The sequence below is a fragment of the Pseudomonas sp. P7548 genome, from assembly GCF_013386585.1.
Taxonomy (GTDB): domain Bacteria; phylum Pseudomonadota; class Gammaproteobacteria; order Pseudomonadales; family Pseudomonadaceae; genus Aquipseudomonas.
In genome coordinates, this window is the sequence record NZ_JACARO010000002.1 from 143,782 (window position 1) to 166,145 (window position 22,364).

The 22,364-nt window shown below is 61.8% G+C and carries 17 protein-coding genes and 1 pseudogene; 10 read left to right on the forward strand and 8 right to left on the reverse strand.

Annotated features, from left to right (window positions below):
* Window positions 1-111 precede the first annotated feature (111 nt).
* The 7 genes from phaC to HX803_RS01270 form a co-directional block, all read right to left on the reverse strand.
* The gene (phaC, locus tag HX803_RS01240; protein ID WP_178918587.1) at window positions 112-1,791 is read right to left on the reverse strand and encodes a class II poly(R)-hydroxyalkanoic acid synthase; all 1,680 of its coding nucleotides are present in this window, start codon (window positions 1,789-1,791) and stop codon (window positions 112-114) included.
* Window positions 1,792-2,039: 248 nt separating this feature from the next.
* Entirely contained in the window at window positions 2,040-2,417 is a 378-nt protein-coding gene (locus tag HX803_RS01245) for a gamma-butyrobetaine hydroxylase-like domain-containing protein (protein ID WP_064054062.1), read from the reverse strand.
* A 160-nt stretch (window positions 2,418-2,577) separates the two neighbouring features.
* Window positions 2,578-3,915 (reverse strand): ATP-dependent protease ATPase subunit HslU, encoded by a 1,338-nt coding sequence (gene hslU, locus HX803_RS01250; RefSeq protein ID WP_176997236.1) that lies wholly within the window; start codon window positions 3,913-3,915, stop codon window positions 2,578-2,580.
* Window positions 3,916-3,952: 37 nt separating this feature from the next.
* The gene (gene hslV / locus HX803_RS01255) at window positions 3,953-4,483 is read right to left on the reverse strand and encodes an ATP-dependent protease subunit HslV (protein ID WP_016972722.1); all 531 of its coding nucleotides are present in this window, start codon (window positions 4,481-4,483) and stop codon (window positions 3,953-3,955) included.
* Between the two features lie 259 nt (window positions 4,484-4,742).
* The gene (locus tag HX803_RS01260) at window positions 4,743-5,444 is read right to left on the reverse strand and encodes an SPOR domain-containing protein (protein WP_178918588.1); all 702 of its coding nucleotides are present in this window, start codon (window positions 5,442-5,444) and stop codon (window positions 4,743-4,745) included.
* Between the two features lies 1 nt (window position 5,445).
* On the reverse strand, window positions 5,446-7,182 hold the full coding sequence (gene argS / locus HX803_RS01265; protein WP_178918589.1) for an arginine--tRNA ligase: 1,737 nt from the start codon (window positions 7,180-7,182) through the stop codon (window positions 5,446-5,448).
* A 203-nt stretch (window positions 7,183-7,385) separates the two neighbouring features.
* A complete protein-coding gene (locus HX803_RS01270; protein ID WP_178918590.1) occupies window positions 7,386-9,605 on the reverse strand; it encodes a primosomal protein N' in 2,220 nt (739 codons plus the stop codon).
* 374 nt (window positions 9,606-9,979) lie between these two features.
* On the opposite strand from HX803_RS01270, the gene rpmE reads away from it, so the two are divergent.
* The 3 genes from rpmE (at window position 9,980) to HX803_RS01285 (ending at window position 12,478) form a co-directional block, all read left to right on the forward strand.
* Window positions 9,980-10,198, forward strand: a complete 219-nt coding sequence (rpmE, locus tag HX803_RS01275) for a 50S ribosomal protein L31 (RefSeq protein WP_010213765.1) — start codon at window positions 9,980-9,982, stop codon at window positions 10,196-10,198.
* 35 nt (window positions 10,199-10,233) lie between these two features.
* Entirely contained in the window at window positions 10,234-11,031 is a 798-nt protein-coding gene (locus HX803_RS01280; protein ID WP_178918591.1) for a thermonuclease family protein, read from the forward strand.
* A 178-nt stretch (window positions 11,032-11,209) separates the two neighbouring features.
* Window positions 11,210-12,478 carry a malic enzyme-like NAD(P)-binding protein gene (locus HX803_RS01285; RefSeq protein WP_178918592.1) on the forward strand — a complete coding sequence of 423 codons (1,269 nt, stop codon included), beginning with the start codon at window positions 11,210-11,212 and terminating at the stop codon, window positions 12,476-12,478.
* A gap of 194 nt (window positions 12,479-12,672) precedes the next feature.
* Here HX803_RS01285 and HX803_RS01290 read toward each other — a convergent pair whose 3' ends face one another.
* Window positions 12,673-15,138, reverse strand: a complete 2,466-nt coding sequence (locus HX803_RS01290; RefSeq protein WP_178918593.1) for a penicillin-binding protein 1A — start codon at window positions 15,136-15,138, stop codon at window positions 12,673-12,675.
* A gap of 219 nt (window positions 15,139-15,357) precedes the next feature.
* Here HX803_RS01290 and pilM point away from each other — a divergent pair, with 219 nt between their 5' ends.
* The 7 genes and pseudogenes from pilM (at window position 15,358) to HX803_RS01325 (ending at window position 22,243) form a co-directional block, all read left to right on the forward strand.
* Window positions 15,358-16,011 (forward strand): type IV pilus assembly protein PilM, encoded by a 654-nt coding sequence (pilM, locus tag HX803_RS01295; RefSeq protein ID WP_178918704.1) that lies wholly within the window; start codon window positions 15,358-15,360, stop codon window positions 16,009-16,011.
* On the forward strand, window positions 16,011-16,562 hold the full coding sequence (locus HX803_RS01300) for a PilN domain-containing protein (RefSeq protein WP_178918594.1): 552 nt from the start codon (window positions 16,011-16,013) through the stop codon (window positions 16,560-16,562). The genes pilM and HX803_RS01300 overlap by 1 nt, the downstream gene beginning before the upstream one ends.
* Entirely contained in the window at window positions 16,559-17,530 is a 972-nt protein-coding gene (locus HX803_RS01305; protein ID WP_178918595.1) for a pilus assembly protein PilP, read from the forward strand. Before HX803_RS01300 ends, HX803_RS01305 begins: the two co-directional genes overlap by 4 nt.
* 141 nt (window positions 17,531-17,671) lie before the next feature.
* Window positions 17,672-18,925: pseudogene (locus HX803_RS01310) on the forward strand (type IV pilus secretin PilQ); the annotation flags it as partial.
* A 4-nt stretch (window positions 18,926-18,929) separates the two neighbouring features.
* Entirely contained in the window at window positions 18,930-19,448 is a 519-nt protein-coding gene (gene aroK, locus HX803_RS01315; protein ID WP_017138567.1) for a shikimate kinase AroK, read from the forward strand.
* A gap of 124 nt (window positions 19,449-19,572) precedes the next feature.
* Window positions 19,573-20,673, forward strand: coding sequence for a 3-dehydroquinate synthase (aroB, locus tag HX803_RS01320; protein ID WP_178918596.1), 1,101 nt, complete (start codon window positions 19,573-19,575; stop codon window positions 20,671-20,673).
* A 10-nt stretch (window positions 20,674-20,683) separates the two neighbouring features.
* Window positions 20,684-22,243: an SPOR domain-containing protein gene (locus HX803_RS01325; protein WP_178918597.1), complete on the forward strand. Its 1,560-nt coding sequence runs from the start codon at window positions 20,684-20,686 to the stop codon at window positions 22,241-22,243.
* Window positions 22,244-22,364: the final 121 nt, after the last annotated feature.

Sequence of the window (22,364 nt, forward strand, 5' to 3'; positions counted from 1 at the left end):
TTGCTCGCGAAAGCGGTGTATCAGTATCAGGTGTGCTAGCTGGCACACTGCATTCGCGAGCAAGCCCGCTCCCACATTTGATCCCATTTCAATCACAAAAATATGTGTGGCTTAGCGTTCATGCACATAAGTACCCGGCGCTGCTTCTGCTGCGGCGTAAGTTTTATTTCCTAACGAAGTCGGCGCTTTCTTCAGCTTGCCCGCCCGTTCCGCCTGCCACGCCTGCCAGTGCAGCCACCAGGAATCGGTGTGCTTGGTGGCGTTCTCCTGCCACTCCAATGCACTGCACGCCAGGCCGTCACTGGTCTGGTAGCGCGCCTTGGGGTTGCCGGGCGGGTTGAGGATGCTCTGGATATGCCCGCTGCTCGACAGCACGAACTCCACCTTGCCACCAAACAACTGCGCCGACTTGTAGCAGGACTGCCATGGCGTGATGTGGTCGTTGGTGCCGGCCAGTGAGTAGATATCGGCGGTGACCTGCTTGAGATCGATGGGCGTGCCGCACACTTCCAGGGCGTTGGCGCGCACCAGCGGGTTGTTCTTGAACAGTTCGATCAGATCGCCGTGGAACGCGGCCGGCAGGCGGGTGGTGTCGTTGTTCCAGAACAGGATGTCAAACACCGGTGGTTCGTTGCCCAACAGGTAATTGTTGACCCAGTAGTTCCAGATCAGGTCGTTGGGGCGCATCCAGGCGAACACCTTGGCCATGTCGCGGCCTTCCAGCACGCCGGCCTGGTAGGAATGGCGCTTGGCGGCCTCAAGGGTTTGCTCGTCGACGAACAGCGCCACCTGGGTGTCCAGGGTGGTGTCCAGCACGCTGACCATCAGGGTCAGGGCGTTGACCTTCTTCTCCCCCAGCGCGGCGTAGTGGCCCAGCAACGCGGTGCAGGTGATGCCACCCGAGCAGGCGCCGAGCATGTTGATGTCTTTGCTGCCGGTGATTGCCGTGACCACATCCACCGCTTCCTTGAGCGCCTCGATGTAGGTCGACAGGCCCCACTCGCGCTGGGCCTTGGTCGGGTTGCGCCAGCTCACGATAAAGGTCTGCTGGCCATTGCGCAGGCAGAAGCGCGCCAGGCTCTTGTCCGGGCTCAGGTCGAATACGTAGAACTTGTTGATCTGCGGCGGCACCACCAGCAGGGGGCGCTCGTGCACCTGTTCGGTGATCGGCTTGTACTGGATCAGCTCCAGCACGTCGTTGCGAAACACCACCGCGCCTTCGGTAGTGCCCAGGGTTTTACCCACTTCAAAGGCGCCCATGTTGACCTGGCTCGGCATGCCGCCGTTGTGCACCAGGTCCTTGGCCAGGTGGGAGAGGCCATCGAGCAGGCTCTTGCCACCGGTTTCAAAGAAGCGTTTGACCGCTGCCGGGTTGGCCGCGCTGTTGGTAGGGGCCATGGCTTCGGTCATCAGGTTGATCACGAAGTGACCACGGCTGATGTCCTGTTCCGACAGGTTGCTGTCGCCGATCCAGTCGTGCAGCTCCTTGCGCCATGCCAGGTAGGTCTGCAAATAACGTTTGTAGAGCGGGTTCTGGCTCCAGGCCGGGTCATGGAAACGACGGTCGTCGTGTTCCGGCACCAGCTGGGATTTGCCGAACATCACGTTCTTCAATTCGACGCCAAAGTGGGCGACGTGCTTGACGCTGTGCAACGGTTGCTTGATGGCTTGGGTCAGCACCATTTTCGCCGAGGCGAGCAAATCCTTTTTCCGTAACGCGATGATCGGGTTCAGCCCCAGGGTGTTTTCCGAGGCCTGGCGTTTCAAGTCATCGTTGTTCTTGTTACTCATCTACGACGCTCCATTGTCCGAAAGACGAGTACCGGGTACCGCTGTGCACCAGGTTTCGATACACAACACAAGCCAGGTACGCGACTCGGGTGACCGTTGATACCGCATCGTCAAATGCAGGGAACTTGCCAGTTCCATTGGTTACCCGAGTTTAATTTTTTTCGCAAGCGGGCCAGTCATTGGCCGCGCGACAGGGCATTCAAGCAGATGAAATTAGAAAATGCTCTCTAAAGAGCAAGAGGCGTGTGCTAGAGCATCAGCCGCACGACCGACTCGCTCGGGTCGCGGGTTTTTCCAGCCGCTTTGAGTTCGGCCAGGTAATCGGCCCACAGCGCGTCCTGACGCACGGCCAGTTGGTAAAGGTAGTCCCAAGTGAACAGCCCGCTGTCATGCCCGTCGTCGAAGGTCAATTTCAGTGCGTACTGACCGGCCGGTTCTATCTTGGTCAACCGTACGTTGAGCTTGCCGAATTGCAGGATGGGTTTGCCATGACCCTGGACCTCGGCGGAAGGCGAGTGGGTGCGCAGCAGTTCGGCGGAGAGTTGATACACCTCGTCGGGCCCGTAGGTGAGGCCGAGGGTGTTGGAGGTTTTGTGCAGGTTTACGGCAGTGGGGAATTTCGACATTGGAGAACCGCCCAGAGATAGTCCTGAAGGGACCGGCTTTAAACTGTGGGAGCGGGCTTGCTCGCGAATACGGTGTGTCAGTCAGCACATCTGGCACTGATACACCGCATTCGCGAGCAAGCCCGCTCCCACATTAAAGCAAAGCGGCCCTGCGTTAGCCTTACAGGATATAACGAGACAAGTCTTCGTTCTGCGCCAATTCGCCCAAGTGGCTGTTGACGTACTCAGCGTCGATCTTGATCACCTCGCCATTCTGCGCCCCAGCCAGGTCGCCGGCGCTGAAGGACACTTCCTCCAGCAGACGCTCCAGCAGGGTGTGCAGGCGACGAGCACCGATGTTCTCAGTCTTCTCGTTGACCTGCCAGGCGATCTCCGCCAGGCGCTTGATACCGTCTGCCTGGAACTCGATGCCCAAGCCTTCGGTTTTCAGCAGCTCACGGTACTGCTCGGTGAGCGACGCGTGCGGCTCGCTGAGGATGCGCTCGAAGTCGCCCGGGGTCAGCGCCTTGAGTTCCACGCGGATCGGCAGGCGGCCTTGCAGCTCCGGCACCAGGTCGCTTGGCTTGCTCAGGTGGAAGGCACCCGAAGCAATGAACAGGATGTGGTCAGTCTTGACCATGCCCAGCTTGGTGTTCACGGTGCAGCCTTCGATCAGCGGCAGCAGGTCGCGTTGTACGCCCTCGCGGGACACATCGACGCCACCAGAGTTACCACGCTTGGCCACCTTGTCGATCTCGTCGATAAACACGATGCCGTGCTGCTCGACGGCTTCCAGGGCCTTGGCCTTGAGTTCTTCCTCATTGACCAGGCGCCCAGCTTCTTCGTCGCGCACCAGTTTCAGCGCATCCTTCACCTTGAGCTTGCGGCTTTTCTTCTTGCCCTTGCCCATGTTGCTGAACAGGTTTTGCAGCTGGCTGGTCATTTCTTCCATGCCAGGCGGTGCGGAAATATCGACGCTGGACGCTTCGGAGACTTCGATCTCGATCTCTTTGTCGTCCAACTGGCCTTCACGCAGGCGCTTGCGGAACAGTTGACGGGTGTTGGAATCCGAGGCTGGGGCGGCGTCTTCGTTGAAGCCCATGCGTGCCGGGGGCAGCAGGGCGTCGAGGATGCGTTCCTCGGCGGCGTCTTCGGCGCGGTGGCTGACCTTGGTCACTTCCTGTTCGCGCAGCATTTTCAAGGCGGCGTCGGCCAGATCACGGATGATCGACTCGACGTCACGGCCCACGTAGCCCACTTCGGTGAACTTGGTGGCTTCGACCTTGATGAACGGCGCGTTGGCCAGCTTGGCCAGGCGACGGGCGATCTCGGTTTTACCGACGCCGGTCGGGCCGATCATCAGGATATTCTTGGGCGTCACTTCAACGCGCAGTTCTTCGGGCAGTTGCATCCGGCGCCAGCGGTTACGCAGCGCAATGGCTACGGCGCGCTTGGCATCGTCCTGGCCGATGATATGGCGATTAAGTTCATGGACGATTTCGCGGGGAGTCATGGACATAGTGTTTGGCGGCCTCAAGCCGAATAAGCCTTGGGGCTTACTCAGCGAGGTCCTGCTCCTCAATGGTCAGGTTGTGGTTGGTGAACACGCAGATATCGCCAGCGATACCCAGGGCGGTCTCGACGATTTCACGGGCCGACAGGTCGGTCTTCTTCAACAGTGCGCTGGCAGCCGCCTGGGCGTAGCCACCACCGGAACCCATGGCGATCAGGCCGTGTTCCGGCTCCACCACATCGCCGTTGCCGGTGATGATCAAGGACGCGTCTTTGTTGGCCACCGCCAACATAGCTTCCAGGCGGCTCAAGGAACGGTCGGTGCGCCATTCTTTGGCGAGCTCGACAGCGGCGCGAACGAGGTGGCCCTGGTGTTTTTCCAGTTGGCCTTCGAAACGCTCGAACAGGGTGAAGGCGTCGGCGGTCGCGCCGGCAAAGCCTGCGAGCACCTGGCCGTGATACAGGCGACGCACTTTCTTGGCGTTGCCTTTCATCACGGTATTACCCAGGGAAACCTGGCCGTCGCCGCCCATGACGACTTTGCCGTGGCGACGTACTGAAACGATGGTGGTCAAGGGGAGAGTCTCCACGCAGCGGGGCGAAAATGCCCTGATGAAAACTCATATGGGGGTGGCGGGGGGGATTTCAACTGTAAGGGAGGTATGCGGACGAGTGGTGTTTATAGGTCTTACACACTTTTGAGAACACCCTAAAACCAAATGTGGGAGCGGGCTTGCCTGCGATTGCGGTGTGTCAGTCACTGAAAATATTGACTGTTACACCGCAATCGCAGGCAAGCCCGCTCCCACATTTTTGTCCCGTGTTGAGCTTGTGTCAGCGGCTCTGGCGTTGTTGTAACAACAGGTTGCTAAAGCCGGCGCCAGCCAGTTGCTTCTGCGCCACGGTCAGTTGCTCACGGTTGCTGAACGGCCCCACCAGCACGCGATACCAGGTCGCATCCTTCACCGTGCCGGACTCAACCGACACCGCCTGGCCCAACAGAATGATCTGCGCACGCACGCGGTCCGCGTCCGCCTGTTTCGGGAACGAGCCCGCCTGCAGGAAGAACTTGGTCACCGGCGCGGCCTTGGTGGTCGCCACCGGTGGAGGTGGCGGCGGGGTAATCCCGGCCAGCGCCGCCTGGGCGCGTGCGGTATCGATCTTCGCGGCCTCCGCTGGTGTTACCGGCGTGGTCGGCACTTGTGGCGTCGGCAGGGTTTTCTCCGGCACGGCGTCAGGCGGCACGATCACTTCCGATTCCGGCAGCAGCGTGTAGAAGTCGTACTTCGGCTTCACCGGCGCTGTCGGGCTTGGCGCGGTCTTGTTGGCTTCGGCGATCTTCGTGGCCTTCTGCTGCTCTTGCTTGACCCGTTTGACGTCATCGCCCTTGCCCGGCTCCAGCTTCATCAGGATCACGACAAACGCACCGACCGCCAGGCCGATGGCCATCCACAACCAGCCTGGAATAGGCTTCTTCGCCGGGGCCTGGTAGCGGCTGGCGCCGCGCTTGGGTGCAGGTTTTTTCTTGGCAGCCAACTTACATACGCTCCAGAGTTTCCAGGCCCAACAGCTCCAGGCCTTGCTTGAGGGTCCGTCCAGCCAGTGCGGCAAGGCGCAGGCGACTTTGCTTCTGGGCTTCGTCGTCTGCGGTGAGGATCGGGCAGTTCTCGTAGAAACTGGAGAACAGGCCGGCGACTTCGTACAAGTAGGTGCACAGGATATGCGGCGTGCCCTTCTCGCCGACGCTGTTCAGCACTTCGCCGAATTGCGCCAGCTTGGCGGCCAGTTCCTGTTCGTGCGGGGCGTCCAGCACGATGTGGCCTTCCACTTCGCTGAAATCCTTGCCCAGCTTACGGAACACGCCGGCTACGCGGGTGTAGGCGTACAGCAGGTACGGCGCAGTGTTGCCTTCGAAGTTCAGCATCAGCTCGAAGTTGAAGCTGTAGTCGCTGGTGCGGTGCTTGGACAGGTCGGCGTATTTCACCGCGCCAATGCCCACCACGCGGGCGATGTTGCGCAGGTCGGCTTCGGCCAGCTCCGGGTTCTTTTCCTTCACCAGGTTGTAGGCGCGCTCCTGGGCTTCGTTCAGCAGGTCGATCAGCTTCACGGTGCCGCCGTCGCGGGTCTTGAACGGACGACCGTCGGCGCCGTTCATGGTGCCGAAGCCCATGTGTTCCATGTGCATCGGGTGGGTGATGAAGCCTGCGCGACGGGCCACCTCGAACACTTGCTGGAAGTGCAGGGCCTGGCGCTGGTCGACGAAGTACAGGGCGCGGTCGGCTTTGAGTACGCCGCTGCGGTAGCGCACGGCCGCCAGGTCGGTGGTGGCGTAGAGGTAGCCGCCATCGGCCTTGACGATGATCACCGGCAGCGGCTCGCCGTCGGCGGTCTTGAATTCTTCGAGGAATACGCACTGCGCGCCGTTGCTCTCGACCAGCAGGCCCTTGGCCTTGAGGTCGTTGACCACGTTGATCAGGTCATCGTTGTAGGCGCTTTCGCCCATTACGTCGGCCATGGTCAGCTTGACGTTGAGCAACTCGTAGATTTCCTGGCAGTGGGACAGGGATATCTCACGGAAGCGGTTCCACAGTGCCAGGCACTCTTCGTCACCGGCTTGCAGCTTGACCACCAGGCCGCGGGCGCGGTCGGCGAACTCTTCGGACTCGTCGAAACGCTTCTTGGCGGCGCGGTAGAAATTCTCCAGGTCCGACAGCTCGTTGCTGGTGATCGGGTTTTCCTGCAGGTACGCCATCAGCATGCCGAACTGGGTGCCCCAGTCGCCCACGTGGTTCTGGCGGATCACGGTGTCGCCGAGGAACTCGAGAACACGGGCCACGCCGTCGCCAATGATGGTGGAGCGCAGGTGGCCCACGTGCATCTCTTTGGCCAGGTTGGGTGCCGACAGGTCAATGGCGACGCGTTCCAGCGGGCCGGCCTTGCGCACGCCGATCTGGGCGTCGGCCAGGGCCGCGTCCAGGCGCGAAGCCAGGGCCTGGGTGTTCTGGAAGAAGTTGATGAACCCCGGGCCGGCGATTTCGGCCTTGGTGACGCTTTCGTCAGCCGGCAGGGCGGCGATGAGTTTTTCCGCCAGGTCACGCGGCTTCATGCCAGCCGGCTTGGCCAGCATCATCGCGATGTTGCTGGCGAAGTCACCGTGGGTCTTGTCGCGGGTGTTCTCCACCTGGATCGCCGGCGTCAGGCCTTCAGGCAACACACCTTCGTTGACGAGTTGGGTGAGGGCTTGTTGGATCAGCTGGCGAATGGTGTCTTTCATGGTGTTCTCTTTCGACCGCAAGCGGCGGCGCGCGATGCGCAGGTGGAAAAACTGGGCATTATCCGTGGCGAGGGCGGGCTTGCCAACCGTTCAGACAGGTTGACGGACCTGCGGGCCTCATCGCGGGCAAGCCCGCTCCCACATTTAAGGTATTCACAATTCAAACTGTGGGAGCGGGCTTGCCCGCGATAGCAACCTATCTATCAATACAAATCTACCGGGTCCACATCCAATGACCATCGCACCTGCCGGCCGCTGGGCATTTGCTCCAGGGCAAGCAACCAGCTACTTAATAGGCGATGCAATGGCGCACGGGACGTTGCCTGCAAGAGTAGCTGAGCACGATAGCGCCCGGCGCGGCGTTCCATGGGGGCGGGCACCGGGCCGAGCAGTTCGATGCCCGTCAGGCCCAGCTCACCCAGCAAACTCTCGGCAGCGCTGCACGCTTCATCGAGGAAACCTTCAGCCTGCCCAGGCTTGTGCGCTTCGGCCCGCAACAGCGCCAAATGGGAAAACGGTGGCAGGCCCGCCGCACGCCGTTCACTCAGTGCCTGTTCGGCAAAGGCAAAGTAGCCTTGCTCTGTCAGCTGGATCAGCAGCGGATGGTCAGCCAAGTGCGTCTGGATAATCACTTTACCCGGCTCTTCGGCGCGCCCGGCTCTGCCTGCGACCTGCACGATCAACTGCGCCATGCGCTCGCTGGCGCGGAAGTCGCCTGAGAACAGTCCGCCATCAGCATCCAGGATCGACACCAGGGTCACCCGAGGGAAGTGGTGGCCTTTGGCGAGCATCTGCGTGCCGATCAGGATGCACGGCTGGCCCTTCTGGATGGTGGCGAACAGCTGGTTCATTGCGTCTTTGCGTGAGGTGCTGTCACGGTCGACCCGCAGCACCGGGTAGTCCGGGAACAGGATGCCCAGGCGCTCTTCGGCGCGCTCGGTGCCGGCGCCGACTGGCCGCAGGTCCACCTTGCCGCACTGCGGGCAGTGGCGCGGCACCCGCTCCACGTGGCCGCAATGGTGGCAGCGCAGTTCGCCATAACGCTGGTGCACGGTCATGCGCGCATCACAGCGCTCACACTCGGACATCCAGCCACAGTCATGGCACAGCAGCGTCGGCGCGAAGCCGCGGCGGTTGAGAAACACCAGCACTTGCTGGCCAGCCGCGAGGGTCTGGCCGATAGCCTGTTGCATCGGCCCGGAAATGCCGCTGTCCAGCGGGCGGCTTTTGACGTCCAGGCGCAGGAAACGCGGCTGCTTGGCGCCGCCGGCCCGTTCGTTGAGGCGTAGGAGTCCATAACGGCCGGTGTAGGCGTTGTGCAAGCTTTCAAGGGATGGCGTGGCCGAGCCCAGCACAATCGGGATGTCTTCCTGGCGCGCGCGCACCAGGGCCAGGTCGCGGGCGTGGTAACGCAGGCCTTCCTGCTGTTTATAGGAGCCGTCGTGCTCTTCGTCGATGATGATCAGCCCGGGGTTTTTCATCGGGGTGAACAGCGCCGAGCGGGTGCCGATGATGATGTCGGCCTCGCCGTCCCGGGCCGCCAGCCACGATTCCAGGCGCTCGCGGTCATTGACCGCCGAGTGCACCAGGGCGATGCGGGCATTGAAGCGTTGCTCGAAGCGCGCCAGGGTTTGCGGGCCCAGGTTGATTTCGGGGATCAGCACCAGCGCCTGCTTGCCGGCCTGCAAGGTTTCGCGGATCAGCTGCAAATACACTTCGGTCTTGCCGCTGCCGGTGACGCCGGCCAGCAGGAAGGCATGGAAGCTGTCGAAGCCTGCGCGAATCGCTTCATAGGCGGCGCGTTGCTCGGGGTTGAGCGGCAATTCCGGCTGGGCCAGCCAGTGGTCGTGGCGCGGGTCGGGGGCGTGCTTGCGGATTTCTACCTGCACCAAGCCCTTGGCCAGCAGCAGGTCGAGGCTGTCTTTGCTCAGCATCAGCTTGCTCAGCAGTTGATGCGCCACGCCGTGCGGGTGCTGGGCCAGGGTCGCCAGGGCTTCACGCTGGCGCGGGGCCCGGGCGATGCGCGGGTCGTCGAGACGGGCGCCGGGCACCATTGACCAGAAGCGTTCCTGGCGCGCTTCAGCCAGCTCGCCCTGGCGCAGCAGCACCGGCAGCGCCCAGCTCAGGGTGTCGCCCAGGCTGTGCTGATAGTACTGGGCCGTCCACAGGCATAGCTTGAACAGGGCGGGCGGCAGCGGCGGGGTCGCGTCGAGCATGGCCAGTGCGGGCTTGAGCTTCTCGGCGGGCACTTCGCTGTGATCGGCGACTTCCACCAGGATGCCGATCATTTCCCGGCGCCCGAACGGCACGCGCACACGCATGCCCGGCTGCAACTGCGCCCGCGACACACCGGCCGGGGCCCGGTAATCGAACAGGCGGCGCAGGGGCGAAGGCAGGGCTAGGCGCAAAATGGCGTCGGGCACGCGGGGGTCTCATCTATAAAGGCAGGCGTTGGCGCAGGGGCGGGAGCCTAGCAGACCTGTGGTGGGGGTGTCCCGTCTCCGGTGCCGGAATTGGACCTTCAGAACACGGCTATCCATTGTGGGAGCGGGCTTGCTCGCGAAAGCGGTGTATCAGTCGCTGGAGATAGCGGCTGTTCTACCGTATTCGCGAGCAAGCCCGCTCCCACAGGGAAGTAGGGGTGCATAGGTATTTCTGATGAAAGGGGCTTATATGTGCGGAATCGGCCGGCACCGCCGCTTGCGCGTTTAAAAAGGTCTGGTAGAATCCGCGGCCTAATTACGTGCGGTATTCGACAATAGTGTCGAGTGGCGGCACGCTAGCCTGAGGAAGTGCCATGAAAGCCGATATCCATCCAGCGTACGAAACCATCGAAGTCACCTGCAGCTGCGGCAACAAGTTCGAAACCCGTTCGAACCTGTGCAAGCCACTGGGTACTGACGTATGCAACGAGTGCCACCCGTTCTACACCGGTAAGCAGAAGACTCTGGACACCGGCGGCCGTGTACAGCGCTTTGCTGACCGTTTCGGCGCTTTCGGTGCCAAAAAGGCCTAAGGCCGATCAATGTGGGAGGCCGATACGGTTTTTCCATGCTGATGAAAAAGGCGTCCCTGGTGGGCGCCTTTTTTGTGCCTGGGATTTGGCTGTCGGCCGCCCAGGCCCAGGTGTTTTGCCCCGCGCCGGCCAACGTGGCCAGGGTGGAGGTGCAGCGCGTGGTCGATGGCGACACGGTCCGCCTCAAGGACGGTCGCAGCGTGCGGATGATTGGCCTCAATACCCCCGAAACCGCCAAGAAAGGCCTCACTGACGAGCCTTATGCCGTCGCTGCCCGCCAGCACCTGCAAGCCTTGGTGCATGCCAGCGATGGCCAGCTAGGCATGGTGCCTGGGCGTGAGAGCAAAGACCGGTATGGCCGAACCCTGGCCCACCTCTATGGGGCTGACGGCGAAAACCTGGAAGCGCAGTTGCTGGCGCAGGGCCTGGGGTTCCAGGTGGGTGTGGCGCCCAACGTGGACCTCGTCACGTGCCAGCAGTTGGCCGAAAACAGTGCGCGCCAGGCACGGCTGGGGGTGTGGCGGCAGTCGCCCGTGCAGCCTGTCACCCAGCTCAGGCAATCCGGCTTTGCCTTGGTCAGCGGCCGGGTGAGCAAGATAGAACGCAATCGCGGCGGTATTTGGATCGACTTGGAGGGGGCACTGGTATTACGCATTGCACCCGATATGGCTCGACAATTCGACAGTGCCTGGCTCGATGGTCTGCAAGGCATGAAAATCGAGGCGCGTGGCTGGGTGCAGGATCGCTCCAGGCGAGACGGCCTGAAAAAGGGGCGGGGGCGCTGGCTCCTGGCGCTCACCGATCCCGGTATGCTCAAATCGTCGTTTGAATAAAAAAATGTAGACATTTTTTATGTCGATTGTGAACAGTTGAGCCCTTGTATCCCGTGGCTCTTGGCCGAAAGTCGTAGCGCAGGGCCCTTGACACCTGTGACTGCCCAGTCTTGTGGGGACTTTGCGACACGCGTATCCTCGGCGGTCCGTCGACCAACAGTAAAAGCGGAATGCCGATATGTCTGATTTGAAAACTGCCGCTCTCGAATATCATGCCCATCCTCGTCCAGGAAAGCTGAGTGTAGAGCTCACCAAAGCCACTGCCACCGCTCGCGACCTGTCGCTGGCCTACAGCCCTGGTGTTGCCGAGCCCGTACGTGAAATCGCCCGCGACCCTGAACTGGCGTACAAGTACACCGGCAAAGGCAACCTGGTTGCAGTGATTTCCGATGGCACCGCGATTCTGGGCCTGGGCAACCTCGGCCCATTGGCTTCCAAGCCAGTCATGGAAGGTAAAGGCGTGCTGTTCAAGCGCTTTGCCGGCATCGACGTTTTCGACATCGAAGTCGACTCCGAAAGCCCGCAGGCTTTCATCGACACCGTCAAGCGCATTTCCATCACCTTCGGTGGCATCAACCTGGAAGACATCAAGGCACCTGAGTGCTTCGAGATCGAAAAGGCCCTGATCGAACAGTGCGACATTCCGGTATTCCACGATGACCAGCACGGCACGGCGATCGTCACCGCAGCCGGCATGATCAACGCCCTGGAAATCGCTGGCAAAACCCTGGCTGACGCCAAGATCGTCTGCCTGGGCGCTGGCGCAGCGGCCATCTCCTGCATGAAGTTGCTGGTGAGCATGGGCGCCAAGCTGGAAAACATCTTCATGGTCGACAGCAAGGGCGTGGTCCAGTCCGAGCGTACCGACCTGAACCAGTACAAGGCGATGTTCGCCCACGCGACCGACAAGCGCAGCCTGGCTGACGCCCTTGACGGTGCAGACGTGTTCGTTGGCCTGTCCGGCCCGAACCTGCTGAGCGCCGAAGGCCTGAAGTCCATGGCGGCCAACCCGATCGTGTTCGCCTGCTCCAACCCTGATCCAGAAATCTCTCCGGAACTGGCTCACGCCACCCGCAGCGACGTGATCATGGCGACCGGCCGTTCGGACTACCCGAACCAGGTCAACAACGTACTGGGCTTCCCGTTCATCTTCCGTGGTGCCCTGGACGTTCGCGCCAAGCGCATCAACGAAGAAATGAAAGTGGCGGCCGCCAACGCCCTGCGTGAACTGGCCAAGCTGCCGGTTCCTCAGGAAGTGTGCGATGCCTACGGCGGTATCAAACTGGAATTCGGTCGTGAGTACATCATCCCGAAACCAATGGACAAGCGCTTGATCACCCTGATCTCCGATGCCGTGGCCAAGGCCGCCATCGAGACCGGCGTGGCTACCCTGCCGTATCCGAAGCACTACCCGCTCAAAAGCGTGGATGATGTGTTCAACGGCTAAGCCGTTGTAGCGCACCAACAAAAAGCCCCGGCTCTTGCGAGTCGGGGCTTTTTTTGTACCTGGCGATAAACTCAAGAGTTGCGCAACACCCAATGTGGGAGCGGGCTTGCTCGCGAAAGCAGAGTATCAGTCAACCAATTTGGCGACTGATGCACCGCATTCGCGAGCAAGCCCGCTCCCACATTCGATCTGCGTTAGAACAGGTCGATCGGCGCCGCTTCATCCGCTGGCAGCGGGCTGCCCGGTGCAACGCCATTGCCCAGCTCGTTGACCGACGGCGGCGTGTCTTCGCTCTTGAACAGTTCGAAGTACGCATTCGGCGTGCTCGGCGAGGCCGCGCGGCCGCTGATCGGGTCGATCCGCAGGCTGAGGATGCCTTCCGGCTCTGGCTGGGTGTGCAGCGGCTTGTCTTTGAGGGCTGCACCCATGTAGCTCATCCAGATCGGCAGTGCCACGGTGCCACCAAACTCGCGGCGGCCCAGGCTTTCCGGCTGGTCGTAGCCGGTCCAGACGGTGGTTACGTAATCGGCGTTGTAGCCGGAGAACCAGGCATCTTTGGAGTCGTTCGTCGTACCGGTCTTGCCGGCGATGTCTGCACGGCCCAGGGCCAGTGCACGACGGCCGGTGCCTTTCTTGATCACGTCCTCAAGGATGCTGTTGAGGATGTAGGTGGTACGGCCATCCACCACGCGTTCGGCAACCGCCGGCGCCTGGGGCTCGGCCGGTGCAGTGGTGCTTGCGGCGGGCGCTGCACCTGGTGTCGGTTCGATGGTGATGCCGCCGTGGCTTGGCGCTGCCAGGCCGTCGGTAGCGGCCACGCCGTTGACCACATCGCCTGGCACCCGTGGAGGGTTGGCGGTGAACAGGGTTTCGCCGTTACGGCTTTCGACCTTATCGATCAGGTACGGCGAGATCTTGTAGCCGCCGTTGGCAAACGTACTCCAGCCCGTGGCGATTTCCATGGGCGTGAGGGTCGCGGTACCCAGGGCCAGGGACAGGTTCGGCGGCAGGTCCGACTTGTTGAAGCCAAAGCGCGTGATGTAGTCGATGGTCTTGCCGACACCCATGGCCTGCAGCAGGCGGATCGACACCAGGTTACGCGACTTGTACAGCGCTTCACGCACGCGGATCGGGCCGAGGAACGTGTTGGTGTCGTTCTTCGGGCGCCAGACCTTGTCCAGGTATTCGTCGACGAACACGATCGGTGCATCGTTGACCAGGCTGGCGGCGGTGTAGCCGTTATCCAGGGCCGCGCTGTAGATGAACGGCTTGAAGCTCGAGCCCGGCTGGCGCTTGGCCTGGGTGGCGCGGTTGTAGTTGCTCTGCTCGAAGGCAAAACCACCGACCAGCGCGCGGATCGCACCGTTCTGCGGGTCCAGGGACACCAGCGCACCCTGGGCCAGCGGCACCTGGCTGAACTTCAGGCTGTCGTCCTTTTGGCGCTGCACGCGGATCAGGTCGCCCACTTGCGCGACGTCAGACGGCTGCTTGGGCATCGGGCCCATGCTGTTGGTGTTCAGGAAGGGGCGCGCCCACTTCATGCTGTCCCAGCTCACATGGGCTTCGCCGGTGCGGGTCAGCACTTGCACGCCATCTTTCTTCACCTGGGTGACGATGGCAGGCTCCAGGCCGCTGATCGGGCGCTGCTTGCCCAGCTCGGTGGTCCAGGCGCTCAGGGTCTTGCCCGGCAGGCGCGACTCGGGGCCGCGGTAGCCGTGACGCTGGTCGTAGGTGATCAGCCCGGAATGCACCGAGTTGTTGGCGATTTCCTGCAGGTCGCTCGGCACCGTTGTGGTTACGCGGAAGCCTTCGGTGTAGGCATCGCTGCCATAGCGGCCGACCATCTCGGCGCGGGCCATTTCAGCGATGTACGGCGCATTCACTTCCGGCGTCGGCACGTGGTAGCTGGCGTTCAGCGGTTCGGCCACGGCGCTTTCATAGGCGGCCTGGTCGATCTTGCCCAGCTTGTACATGCGCCCCAGGATCCAGTCGCGGCGCTCTTTGCTGCGCGCCGGGTTGGCCAGGGGGTTGAAGCGCGAAGGGGCCTTCGGCAGGCCGGCGATCATCGCCATTTGCGCCAGGCTGGCGTCACGGATGGACTTGCCGTAGTACACCTGGGACGCGGCTTCGATCCCGTAGGCGCGGTTGCCCAGGTAGATCTTGTTCACATACAGCTCAAGGATCTCGTCCTTGGTCAGCTGACGTTCGATTTGCAGGGCCAGCAGGATCTCGGTGGCCTTGCGCGAGAAGCTGCGCTCGCTGGTGAGGAAGAAGTTCTTCGCCACCTGCATGGTGATGGTGCTGCCCCCGGATTGAATGTGTCCGCTTTTTACCAACTGCGTGGCTGCACGCACCAGGCTGCTGGGGTCGACGCCGTAGTGGTTGGCGAAGTTATCGTCTTCGGCCGACAGTAAGGCGCTGATGAAATTGGGTGGAATATCGGCGAAACGGATCGGTGTGCGGCGCATTTCGCCGAACTCCGCGATCAGCTTTTCATCGCTGCTGTAGACCCGCAAAGGAATCTGCAACTGGATACTTCTGAGGGCCTCTACGGAGGGCAAACCCGGACTAAGGTAGAGGTAGGCACCGCTGAGCACGAGCAGCAGCCCGCAGACAATCGCGACAATGGAGTACCCGAAAAACTTCAGCAGACGAATCAAGGCTTTTGGATTTCCAGAGAAAAGAAAGAGTTACGCGTCGGGGCATGCATGGCAAACGATGGATCGACCCGAGCTGCAGATAAAAAGCGGGAAAAAACGCTGGGCATTAAAGCATTTTTCGGCTTGGGGCGTCATTCGCACCACTTAAACAAGCCGACCGAATGCAGGGCGCCCAGCGGCAATCAGGCTGGTATGACAGGCAAAGTTTTAGGGAGTTTTATGAGAAAGGGATTTTTCAGGCGAAAAAACGACAGCGTCCTGGGCGTCGATATCAATGACGCGGGGATCAAGCTGGTTGAGTTGGGCCGTTCAGGCAGTGTGTATACGGTGCAGGGCTATGCCACCCAGGCGCTGGCGGCCCATGCGGTGGTTGATGGCACGCTGCTGGACCTCGAGGCAGTCGGGCACGCCTTGCACGAGGCGGTGTCCCGGTCGCTGGCCTCCACACGGCTGGCGGCGGTTGCCGTTGCCGGGCCTTCAGTCATTACGCGCGTGATCGAGCTGGAGGCGGGGCTCAGCGACGAAGAAATGGCTTGGCGCATCCAGATGGAGGCCGACCAGTACATTCCTTACCCGCTGGATGAGGTGGCCATCGACTTTCAGGTCAAGGGACCTTCGCCCCAGGACCCTGCCCGGGTCGAGGTGCTGCTGGCCGCCTGTCTCAGGGAACAAGTCGAAGCGCGCGCAACGGTTTTGACCCGCGCCGGCCTCGTGGCACAGGTGGTGGACGTCGAAGGGTTTGCATTGGAGCGCGCTTGCAGTCAGGATTTCGCCAGCTTCACGCCGGGCCATCGAGTCGATGGCGCACAATGGGCCGTGGATGCCCAAGGGATGGGAATTGCTTGCGGGTTGGCCCTGAGGAGTTTTGCTTGATGACACGCATCAACCTTTTGCCTTGGCGCCAGGCGCTGGAGCAGCGCAAGCGCAAATACTTTCTGATGTTTTTGCTGGCGTTCGGCTGTGCCGCACTCGCAGCGGTGTGGCTGGCAGACCAGGTGATCGATCAGGCCATCGACCGACAAGTGGCGCGCAACAGCCATTTGAACAAGGAAGTGGCTGTCGTCGACGCGCGCATCAAGACCATCGACAGCCTGCAGGAGCAGAGCCAGCAATTGGCTGAGCGGATGAAAGTCGTGCAAGACCTGCATGATGCCCGCTCCTCCAGCACCCAGATGTTTGATCAACTGGCCCGCGCAGTGCCCGAGGGCGTACACCTGCACGAAGTAGTGGCCAACGGCGACACGATCAGCGTCAGCGGCAGCGCGGAGTCCAGCCAGGACATCGCTCAACTGATGCGGCGCCTGGAGGCTTCGCAAGGTACCCACGCCACGCAGTTGCAGCATGTGCGTGCGGAGGGCGGGCGCGGAAACAACGAGTTTCAATTGATGGTGCGCCAGGGCGAGTCCACCGAGGCCCAGCCTTGAGCCTGCCCAGGCTCGACTTATCCACACTCTCTCACAACGCTACCCAATGGCCCCTGCCGGGTAAGGCCCTGTTGGGCTGCGCGCTCGCAGGCGTGGTGTTGTGGGTGGGTGATGGATTGGTCATGGGCCCATCCCGTGAGCAGTTGAAGGCGGCTGAGGTGCGTGAAGTTGCCCTGCGCCAGGTGCTTGAGCAAAAGGCCGGCGTTGCTTCCAGCCTCGAAGACCGCGCGCGTCAGGTTCAATTGATGCAGGACACGGTGTCGGGGCTGTTGCGGCAGTTGCCTGGTGTGTCCGATGTGCTTGGTTTGTTGGATGACATCGCGCGTCTGGCGGCGACCAATGATCTGGTGGTTGAGGACGTCACCGTACTGGATGCAGAGGCTGGTTCGCTCTATGTCGCGGAACCGTTGCAGCTCGGTATTTTTGGCGCGTATCACAACCTCGCTGCCTTCGTCAGCGCCTTGGGTGGCCTGTCGAGGATCGTCACTGTGCAGGATGTAGCGCTTCGCCGGGACGGCTCGATGTTGCGCCTCGATCTACTGGTAAAGGCCTATCGCAGCTCATCACCGCATGCTCGGCCCGGCCTGCCGGTCGCGCCGCAAGAGCGGTTTGTCTACGCGGCGGCTTCTCTGCGTGACCCCTTTCAGTCGGCGGTGTCGCCTAGCGATTATCTGCCTGGTCGGCGGGCACCCGCACCGGACCTGACCCGTGCCCGTGGAGTGCTGGAGGGGTTGGCAGTCGACCGGTTCGAAATGGTCGGCACGCTGTCCCGTGGCAGGCAAACCTTCGCCTTGCTGCGTGCGGCGTCGAAGGTGCATCGGCTGGCGGTCGGCGACTACCTGGGCCCCAACCATGGCCGGGTGACCGCCATTACGTCGGGTCATGTGGAGCTCGCCGAGCTGTTTCCCGATGAACAGGGTGCCTGGCTAGAGCGCTCGCGAACCCTCTTGTTAAACGTCAACTCATAACGGAATCAACCAATGAAAAGGACTTTCTCGTCCTTCGGTGTGGCGCTATGGATAGCGTTCACAGCACCGATGGCTTTCGCTGTGCCCAATCGCGTGGATTTGATCCAGCTGCCGCCACCTGTCAGTGCGCCTCTGAGCACTTATACCGGTGACAAGTTGAGCCTGAATTTCCAGAACATCGAGCTGCGCGCCGTGTTGCAGCAAATTGCCGACGTGGCCGGCTTGAACCTGGTGGCCAGCGATGAGGTGCAGGGCTCAATCACGTTGAGGCTCAAGGACGTGCCGTGGGATCAGGCGCTGGACCTGGTGTTGCAAAGCAAGGGTTTGGATAAGCGAGTGAAGGCGGGGGTGTTACTGGTGGCGCCTGCCGAAGAGCTCGCCGCCCGCGAACTGCTGGTACTGGAGTCGCGCAAGCAGATCGCCGAACTGGCGCCTTTGCGTCGCGAGTTGTTGCAGGTCAACTACGCCAAGGCGGCCGACCTGGCCAAGTTGTTCCAGTCGGTGAGCGGCCTGGACGGCGCCACGGATGAACGAGGCTCGGTGGCTGTTGATGATCGCACCAACAACATCATTGCCTATCAGACCGGCGAGCGGCTCGACGAGCTGCGGCGCATCGTGGCGCAGTTGGATGTGCCGGTGCGCCAGGTGATGATCGAGGCGCGAATCGTCGAGGCCAATGTCGATTACGACAAAAGCCTGGGCGTGCGCTGGGGCGGGCGGCTGAACCGAGGCAATTGGAACGCGGGGGGCATCGACAAGCCGTTGGCCGAAGGCGCCGAGTTGCCGGAAAGCCCGCCCAGTTCGCCGTTTGTCGATTTAGGCTCGCTGACGGGGACTTCAGGCCTTGGCCTCGCCTTTATCACCGACAACCTGTTGCTGGACCTTGAGCTGACCGCCATGGAAAAAACCGGTAATGGCGAAATCGTCTCGCAGCCCAAGGTGGTGACGTCCGACAAGGAAACCGCGCGAATCCTCAAGGGCACCGAAATTCCCTACCAGGAGTCCAGTTCCAGCGGCGCCACCTCGGTGTCCTTCAAGGAGGCCTCGCTGTCGCTGGAGGTGACCCCGCAAATCACCCCCGACGACCGCGTGATCATGGAGGTCAAGGTCACCAAGGACGAGCCCGACTACCTGAACAAACTCAACGATGTGCCGCCGATCAAGAAAAACGAGGTCAACGCCAAGGTGCTGGTCAAAGATGGCGAGACCATCGTCATCGGCGGGGTTTTCTCCAATACCCAAAGCAAAGTGGTAGATAAGGTGCCATTTTTGGGCGATGTGCCGTATCTTGGCCGCCTTTTCCGGCGCGATGTGCTGGCGGAGAAAAAATCCGAGCTGCTGGTATTCCTGACTCCGCGTATTATGAATAACCAGGCGATTGCTGTGAGTCGTTGATTCTGTGCGAAATTTGATTCTTGTAGGACCGATGGGGGCTGGAAAAAGCACCATCGGCCGTTTGCTGGCCAAAGAGCTGCGCCTGCCGTTCAAAGATTCCGACAAGGAAATTGAATTGCGCACGGGTGCCAATATCCCTTGGATCTTCGATAAGGAAGGCGAGCTGGGCTTTCGCGACCGCGAGCAGGCGATGATTGCCGAGCTGTGCGGCTGCGACGGCGTGGTATTGGCTACCGGCGGCGGTGCGGTGATGCGCGATGAAAACCGTCGTGCGCTGCATGCCGGTGGTCGGGTGGTCTATCTGCATGCGTCGGTCGAGCAGCAGGTGGGCCGCACCGCCCGCGATCGCAATCGCCCGTTGCTGCGCACAGCTGACCCGGCAAAAACCTTGCGGGACCTGCTGACGCTGCGCGACCCGCTTTATCGGGAGATCGCCGATCTGGTGGTGGAAACCGATGAGCGGCCGCCTCGAATGGTCGTCCTCGACATTCTGGAGCGCTTGCAGCAGTTGCCACCCCGTTAAAGCCAGGCCCGAAATGCGCTATTCTCGGCGGCGCGCCATGGTCCTTCGGAGTATGGCGTAGAGCCATCAGGCGACGTCAGAACCGAGCGTTGCCGATCGTAAATATATCTTCACGCGGGGACACATGCAGACACTTAAGGTCGATCTAGGCGAGCGCAGCTACCCAATCCATATTGGCGAAGGTTTGTTGGACAGGCCCGAGTTGCTGGCGCCGCATATCGCGGGGCGGCAAGTGGCGATCATCTCCAACGAAACGGTCGCGCCCCTGTACCTTGAGCGTCTGAGTCGCAGCCTGGCGGCGTACTCGGTGATCTCGGTAATCCTGCCCGATGGCGAAGCCCACAAGAACTGGGAAACCCTGCAACTGATTTTTGATGGCCTGCTGACGGCACGGCATGACCGCCGCACCACCGTGATCGCCCTGGGCGGCGGGGTGATCGGCGACATGGCCGGCTTCGCGGCCGCCTGCTACCAGCGCGGTGTGGACTTTATCCAGGTACCCACGACGCTGTTGTCCCAGGTCGATTCGTCGGTGGGTGGCAAGACCGGTATCAACCACCCGCTGGGCAAGAACATGGTCGGTGCGTTCTACCAGCCCAATGCCGTGCTGATCGACACCGCCACCCTCAACACCTTGCCGCCCCGCGAGCTGTCGGCGGGCCTGGCGGAAGTCATCAAGTACGGGCTGATCTGCGACGAGCCGTTCCTGGCCTGGCTGGAGGAGCACGTCGACGCCCTGCGCAACCTGGACCAGGTTGCACTCACCGAAGCTATTTCCCGCTCCTGTGCCGCCAAGGCGCTGGTGGTAAATGCCGATGAGCGCGAGTCCGGCGTGCGGGCCACCTTGAACCTGGGCCACACCTTCGGCCATGCGATCGAAACGCACATGGGCTATGGTGTGTGGTTGCATGGGGAGGCCGTGGCGGCTGGCACGGTGATGGCATTGGACATGTCGCAGCGCCTGGGATGGATCACCGCCCAGGAGCGCGATCGCGGCATTCGCCTGTTCCAGCGTGCCGGGTTGCCGGTCATCCCGCCGGAGGAAATGACCGAGGCGGATTTCCTCGAACATATGGCAATAGACAAGAAAGTGATCGACGGTCGACTGCGACTGGTGCTGCTGCGCCGCATGGGTGAAGCGGTGGTGACCGACGATTATCCGAAAGAGATTTTACAGGCCACGCTGGGAGCGGATTACCGCGCCCTGGCCCAGCTTAAAGGTTAATAAGATCCCGATGACTAGTTTGCATGCCGACGAGGCGTTCCTCGGCCATTACCAGTTAAGCCACGACCCTTTTGCTCCGCGGGTGCCTGGCTTCAAATTTTTCCCGGCCCAGCGCAAGCCTGTGCTCGGCCAGTTGCACCACCTGGCGCGTTACAGCCAGCTGCTGCTGGTCGTGACCGGCCCGTTGGGCAGCGGCAAAACCCTGCTGCGCCAGGCGCTGGTGGCCAGCACCAACAAGCAGTCGGTACAGAGCGTGGTGGTGTCGGCCCGTGGTGCCGGTGATGCGGCGGGTGTGCTGCGCCAAGTGGCCCAGGCCCTGGACGTGGCCACTGCCGAGCCGAACGCGATCCTCAAGCAGGTGGTACAACTGGGCCTGACCGGCCAGGAAGTCTACTTGCTGGTCGACGACGCCGAGCAGCTCGACGAATCTGCCCTGGAAGCGCTGCTGGCGCTGGCGGCGGGCACGCCGGAAGGCCGTCCGCATGTATTCCTGTTCGGTGAGTCGTCGTTGATCGCCGATCTGGAGCAGATCAGCGGTGATCAAGAGCTGTTTCACGTCATCGAGCTGCAACCGTACGAAGAGGAAGAAACCCGCGAATACCTGGCTCAGCGCCTGGAAGGTGCGGGGGCGGGCATCGAACTTTTCTCCGCCCAGCAGATCTCTGATATTCACGAAAGCTCCGACGGCTGGCCTGGCACCATCAACCAGGTTGCCCGCGATGCAATGATCGAAGCCATGATTGCCAGCCGCTCTGCGGTGAAGCGTCCAAAGATGGGGTTCACTATGCCTAAGAAGCACGTATTGGCTATTTCCGCGGTTGTCGTGGTTGCTGTAGCCGCCGCCTGGTTGATCCCGGGCCGCAGCAAGGCACCGACGACTGCCGGCGCGCCAACCGAACAGGCGCAGTTGCCATTGGGCAAACCCACGCCAAATGTCGAATTCGCCAATTCCGGCCAACCGACCAACCTGCCGATGGTCGGCCAGCCGGTCATGCGCGGTCCGTTGGCTGAAGAAGCCGGTGGCATCTCCGAAGGCGACGACGGCGTGCCGGTGGAAGGTTCCAGCGCGACGCCGCCAACCGTGACCACCACTGCCCCGCCTGCGGGCGTGCCAGCGGGCCAGCCGGCGGCAGTTGCCAAGCCGACCCCTGCACCGACCGTTGCCACCGCCAAGCCTGCGCCTGTGACCAAGCCGGTCGCGCCTGCGCCAGCCGCCAAGCCAGCTCCAGCGGCCAAGCCTGCCGAGAAACCGGCCGCCACCGTTGCCAAGGCCGGTGCTGCGGGTAGCGGTTGGTATGGCAGTCAGCCTTCCGGCAACTTCGTGGTGCAGATCCTCGGCACCAGCTCCGAAGCCAACGCCCAGGCGTTTGTGAAAGAGCAGGGCGGCGAGTACCGTTATTTCAAGAAAGTGCTCAACGGCAAGCCTCTCTATGTGATCACCTATGGCAGTTTCGCCAGCCGTGCAGCGGCTGATTCTGCCATCAAGGCCTTGCCAGCGAAGGTTCAGGCTGGTAAACCTTGGCCTCGCACTGTTGCCAGCGTTCAACAAGAACTCGCAACAACTCGCTGACGATCCGGCGGCCTTACCCAGGCCGCCCTCCCGGCACCTCAAAAAAACCGCAAGTGCGTGCTGTCTCTAGAGACCGCGCGCTTTGTGGTGTCTGCGTCACAGTGGCTTTTGAGTCGTAGCG

Bases quoted from the DNA above. Each gene is read 5' to 3' on its own strand.
- phaC (WP_178918587.1), bottom strand. From the start codon at position 1,791: ATGAGTAACAAGAACAACGATGACTTGAAACGCCAGGCCTCGGAAAAC.
- HX803_RS01245 (WP_064054062.1), bottom strand. From the start codon at position 2,417: ATGTCGAAATTCCCCACTGCCGTAAACCTGCACAAAACCTCCAACACC.
- hslU (WP_176997236.1), bottom strand. From the start codon at position 3,915: ATGTCCATGACTCCCCGCGAAATCGTCCATGAACTTAATCGCCATATC.
- argS (WP_178918589.1), bottom strand. From the start codon at position 7,182: ATGAAAGACACCATTCGCCAGCTGATCCAACAAGCCCTCACCCAACTC.
- rpmE (WP_010213765.1), top strand. From the start codon at position 9,980: ATGAAAGCCGATATCCATCCAGCGTACGAAACCATCGAAGTCACCTGC.
- HX803_RS01280 (WP_178918591.1), top strand. From the start codon at position 10,234: ATGCTGATGAAAAAGGCGTCCCTGGTGGGCGCCTTTTTTGTGCCTGGG.
- HX803_RS01285 (WP_178918592.1), top strand. From the start codon at position 11,210: ATGTCTGATTTGAAAACTGCCGCTCTCGAATATCATGCCCATCCTCGT.
- pilM (WP_178918704.1), top strand. From the start codon at position 15,358: ATGAGAAAGGGATTTTTCAGGCGAAAAAACGACAGCGTCCTGGGCGTC.
- HX803_RS01300 (WP_178918594.1), top strand. From the start codon at position 16,011: ATGACACGCATCAACCTTTTGCCTTGGCGCCAGGCGCTGGAGCAGCGC.
- aroB (WP_178918596.1), top strand. From the start codon at position 19,573: ATGCAGACACTTAAGGTCGATCTAGGCGAGCGCAGCTACCCAATCCAT.
- HX803_RS01325 (WP_178918597.1), top strand. From the start codon at position 20,684: ATGACTAGTTTGCATGCCGACGAGGCGTTCCTCGGCCATTACCAGTTA.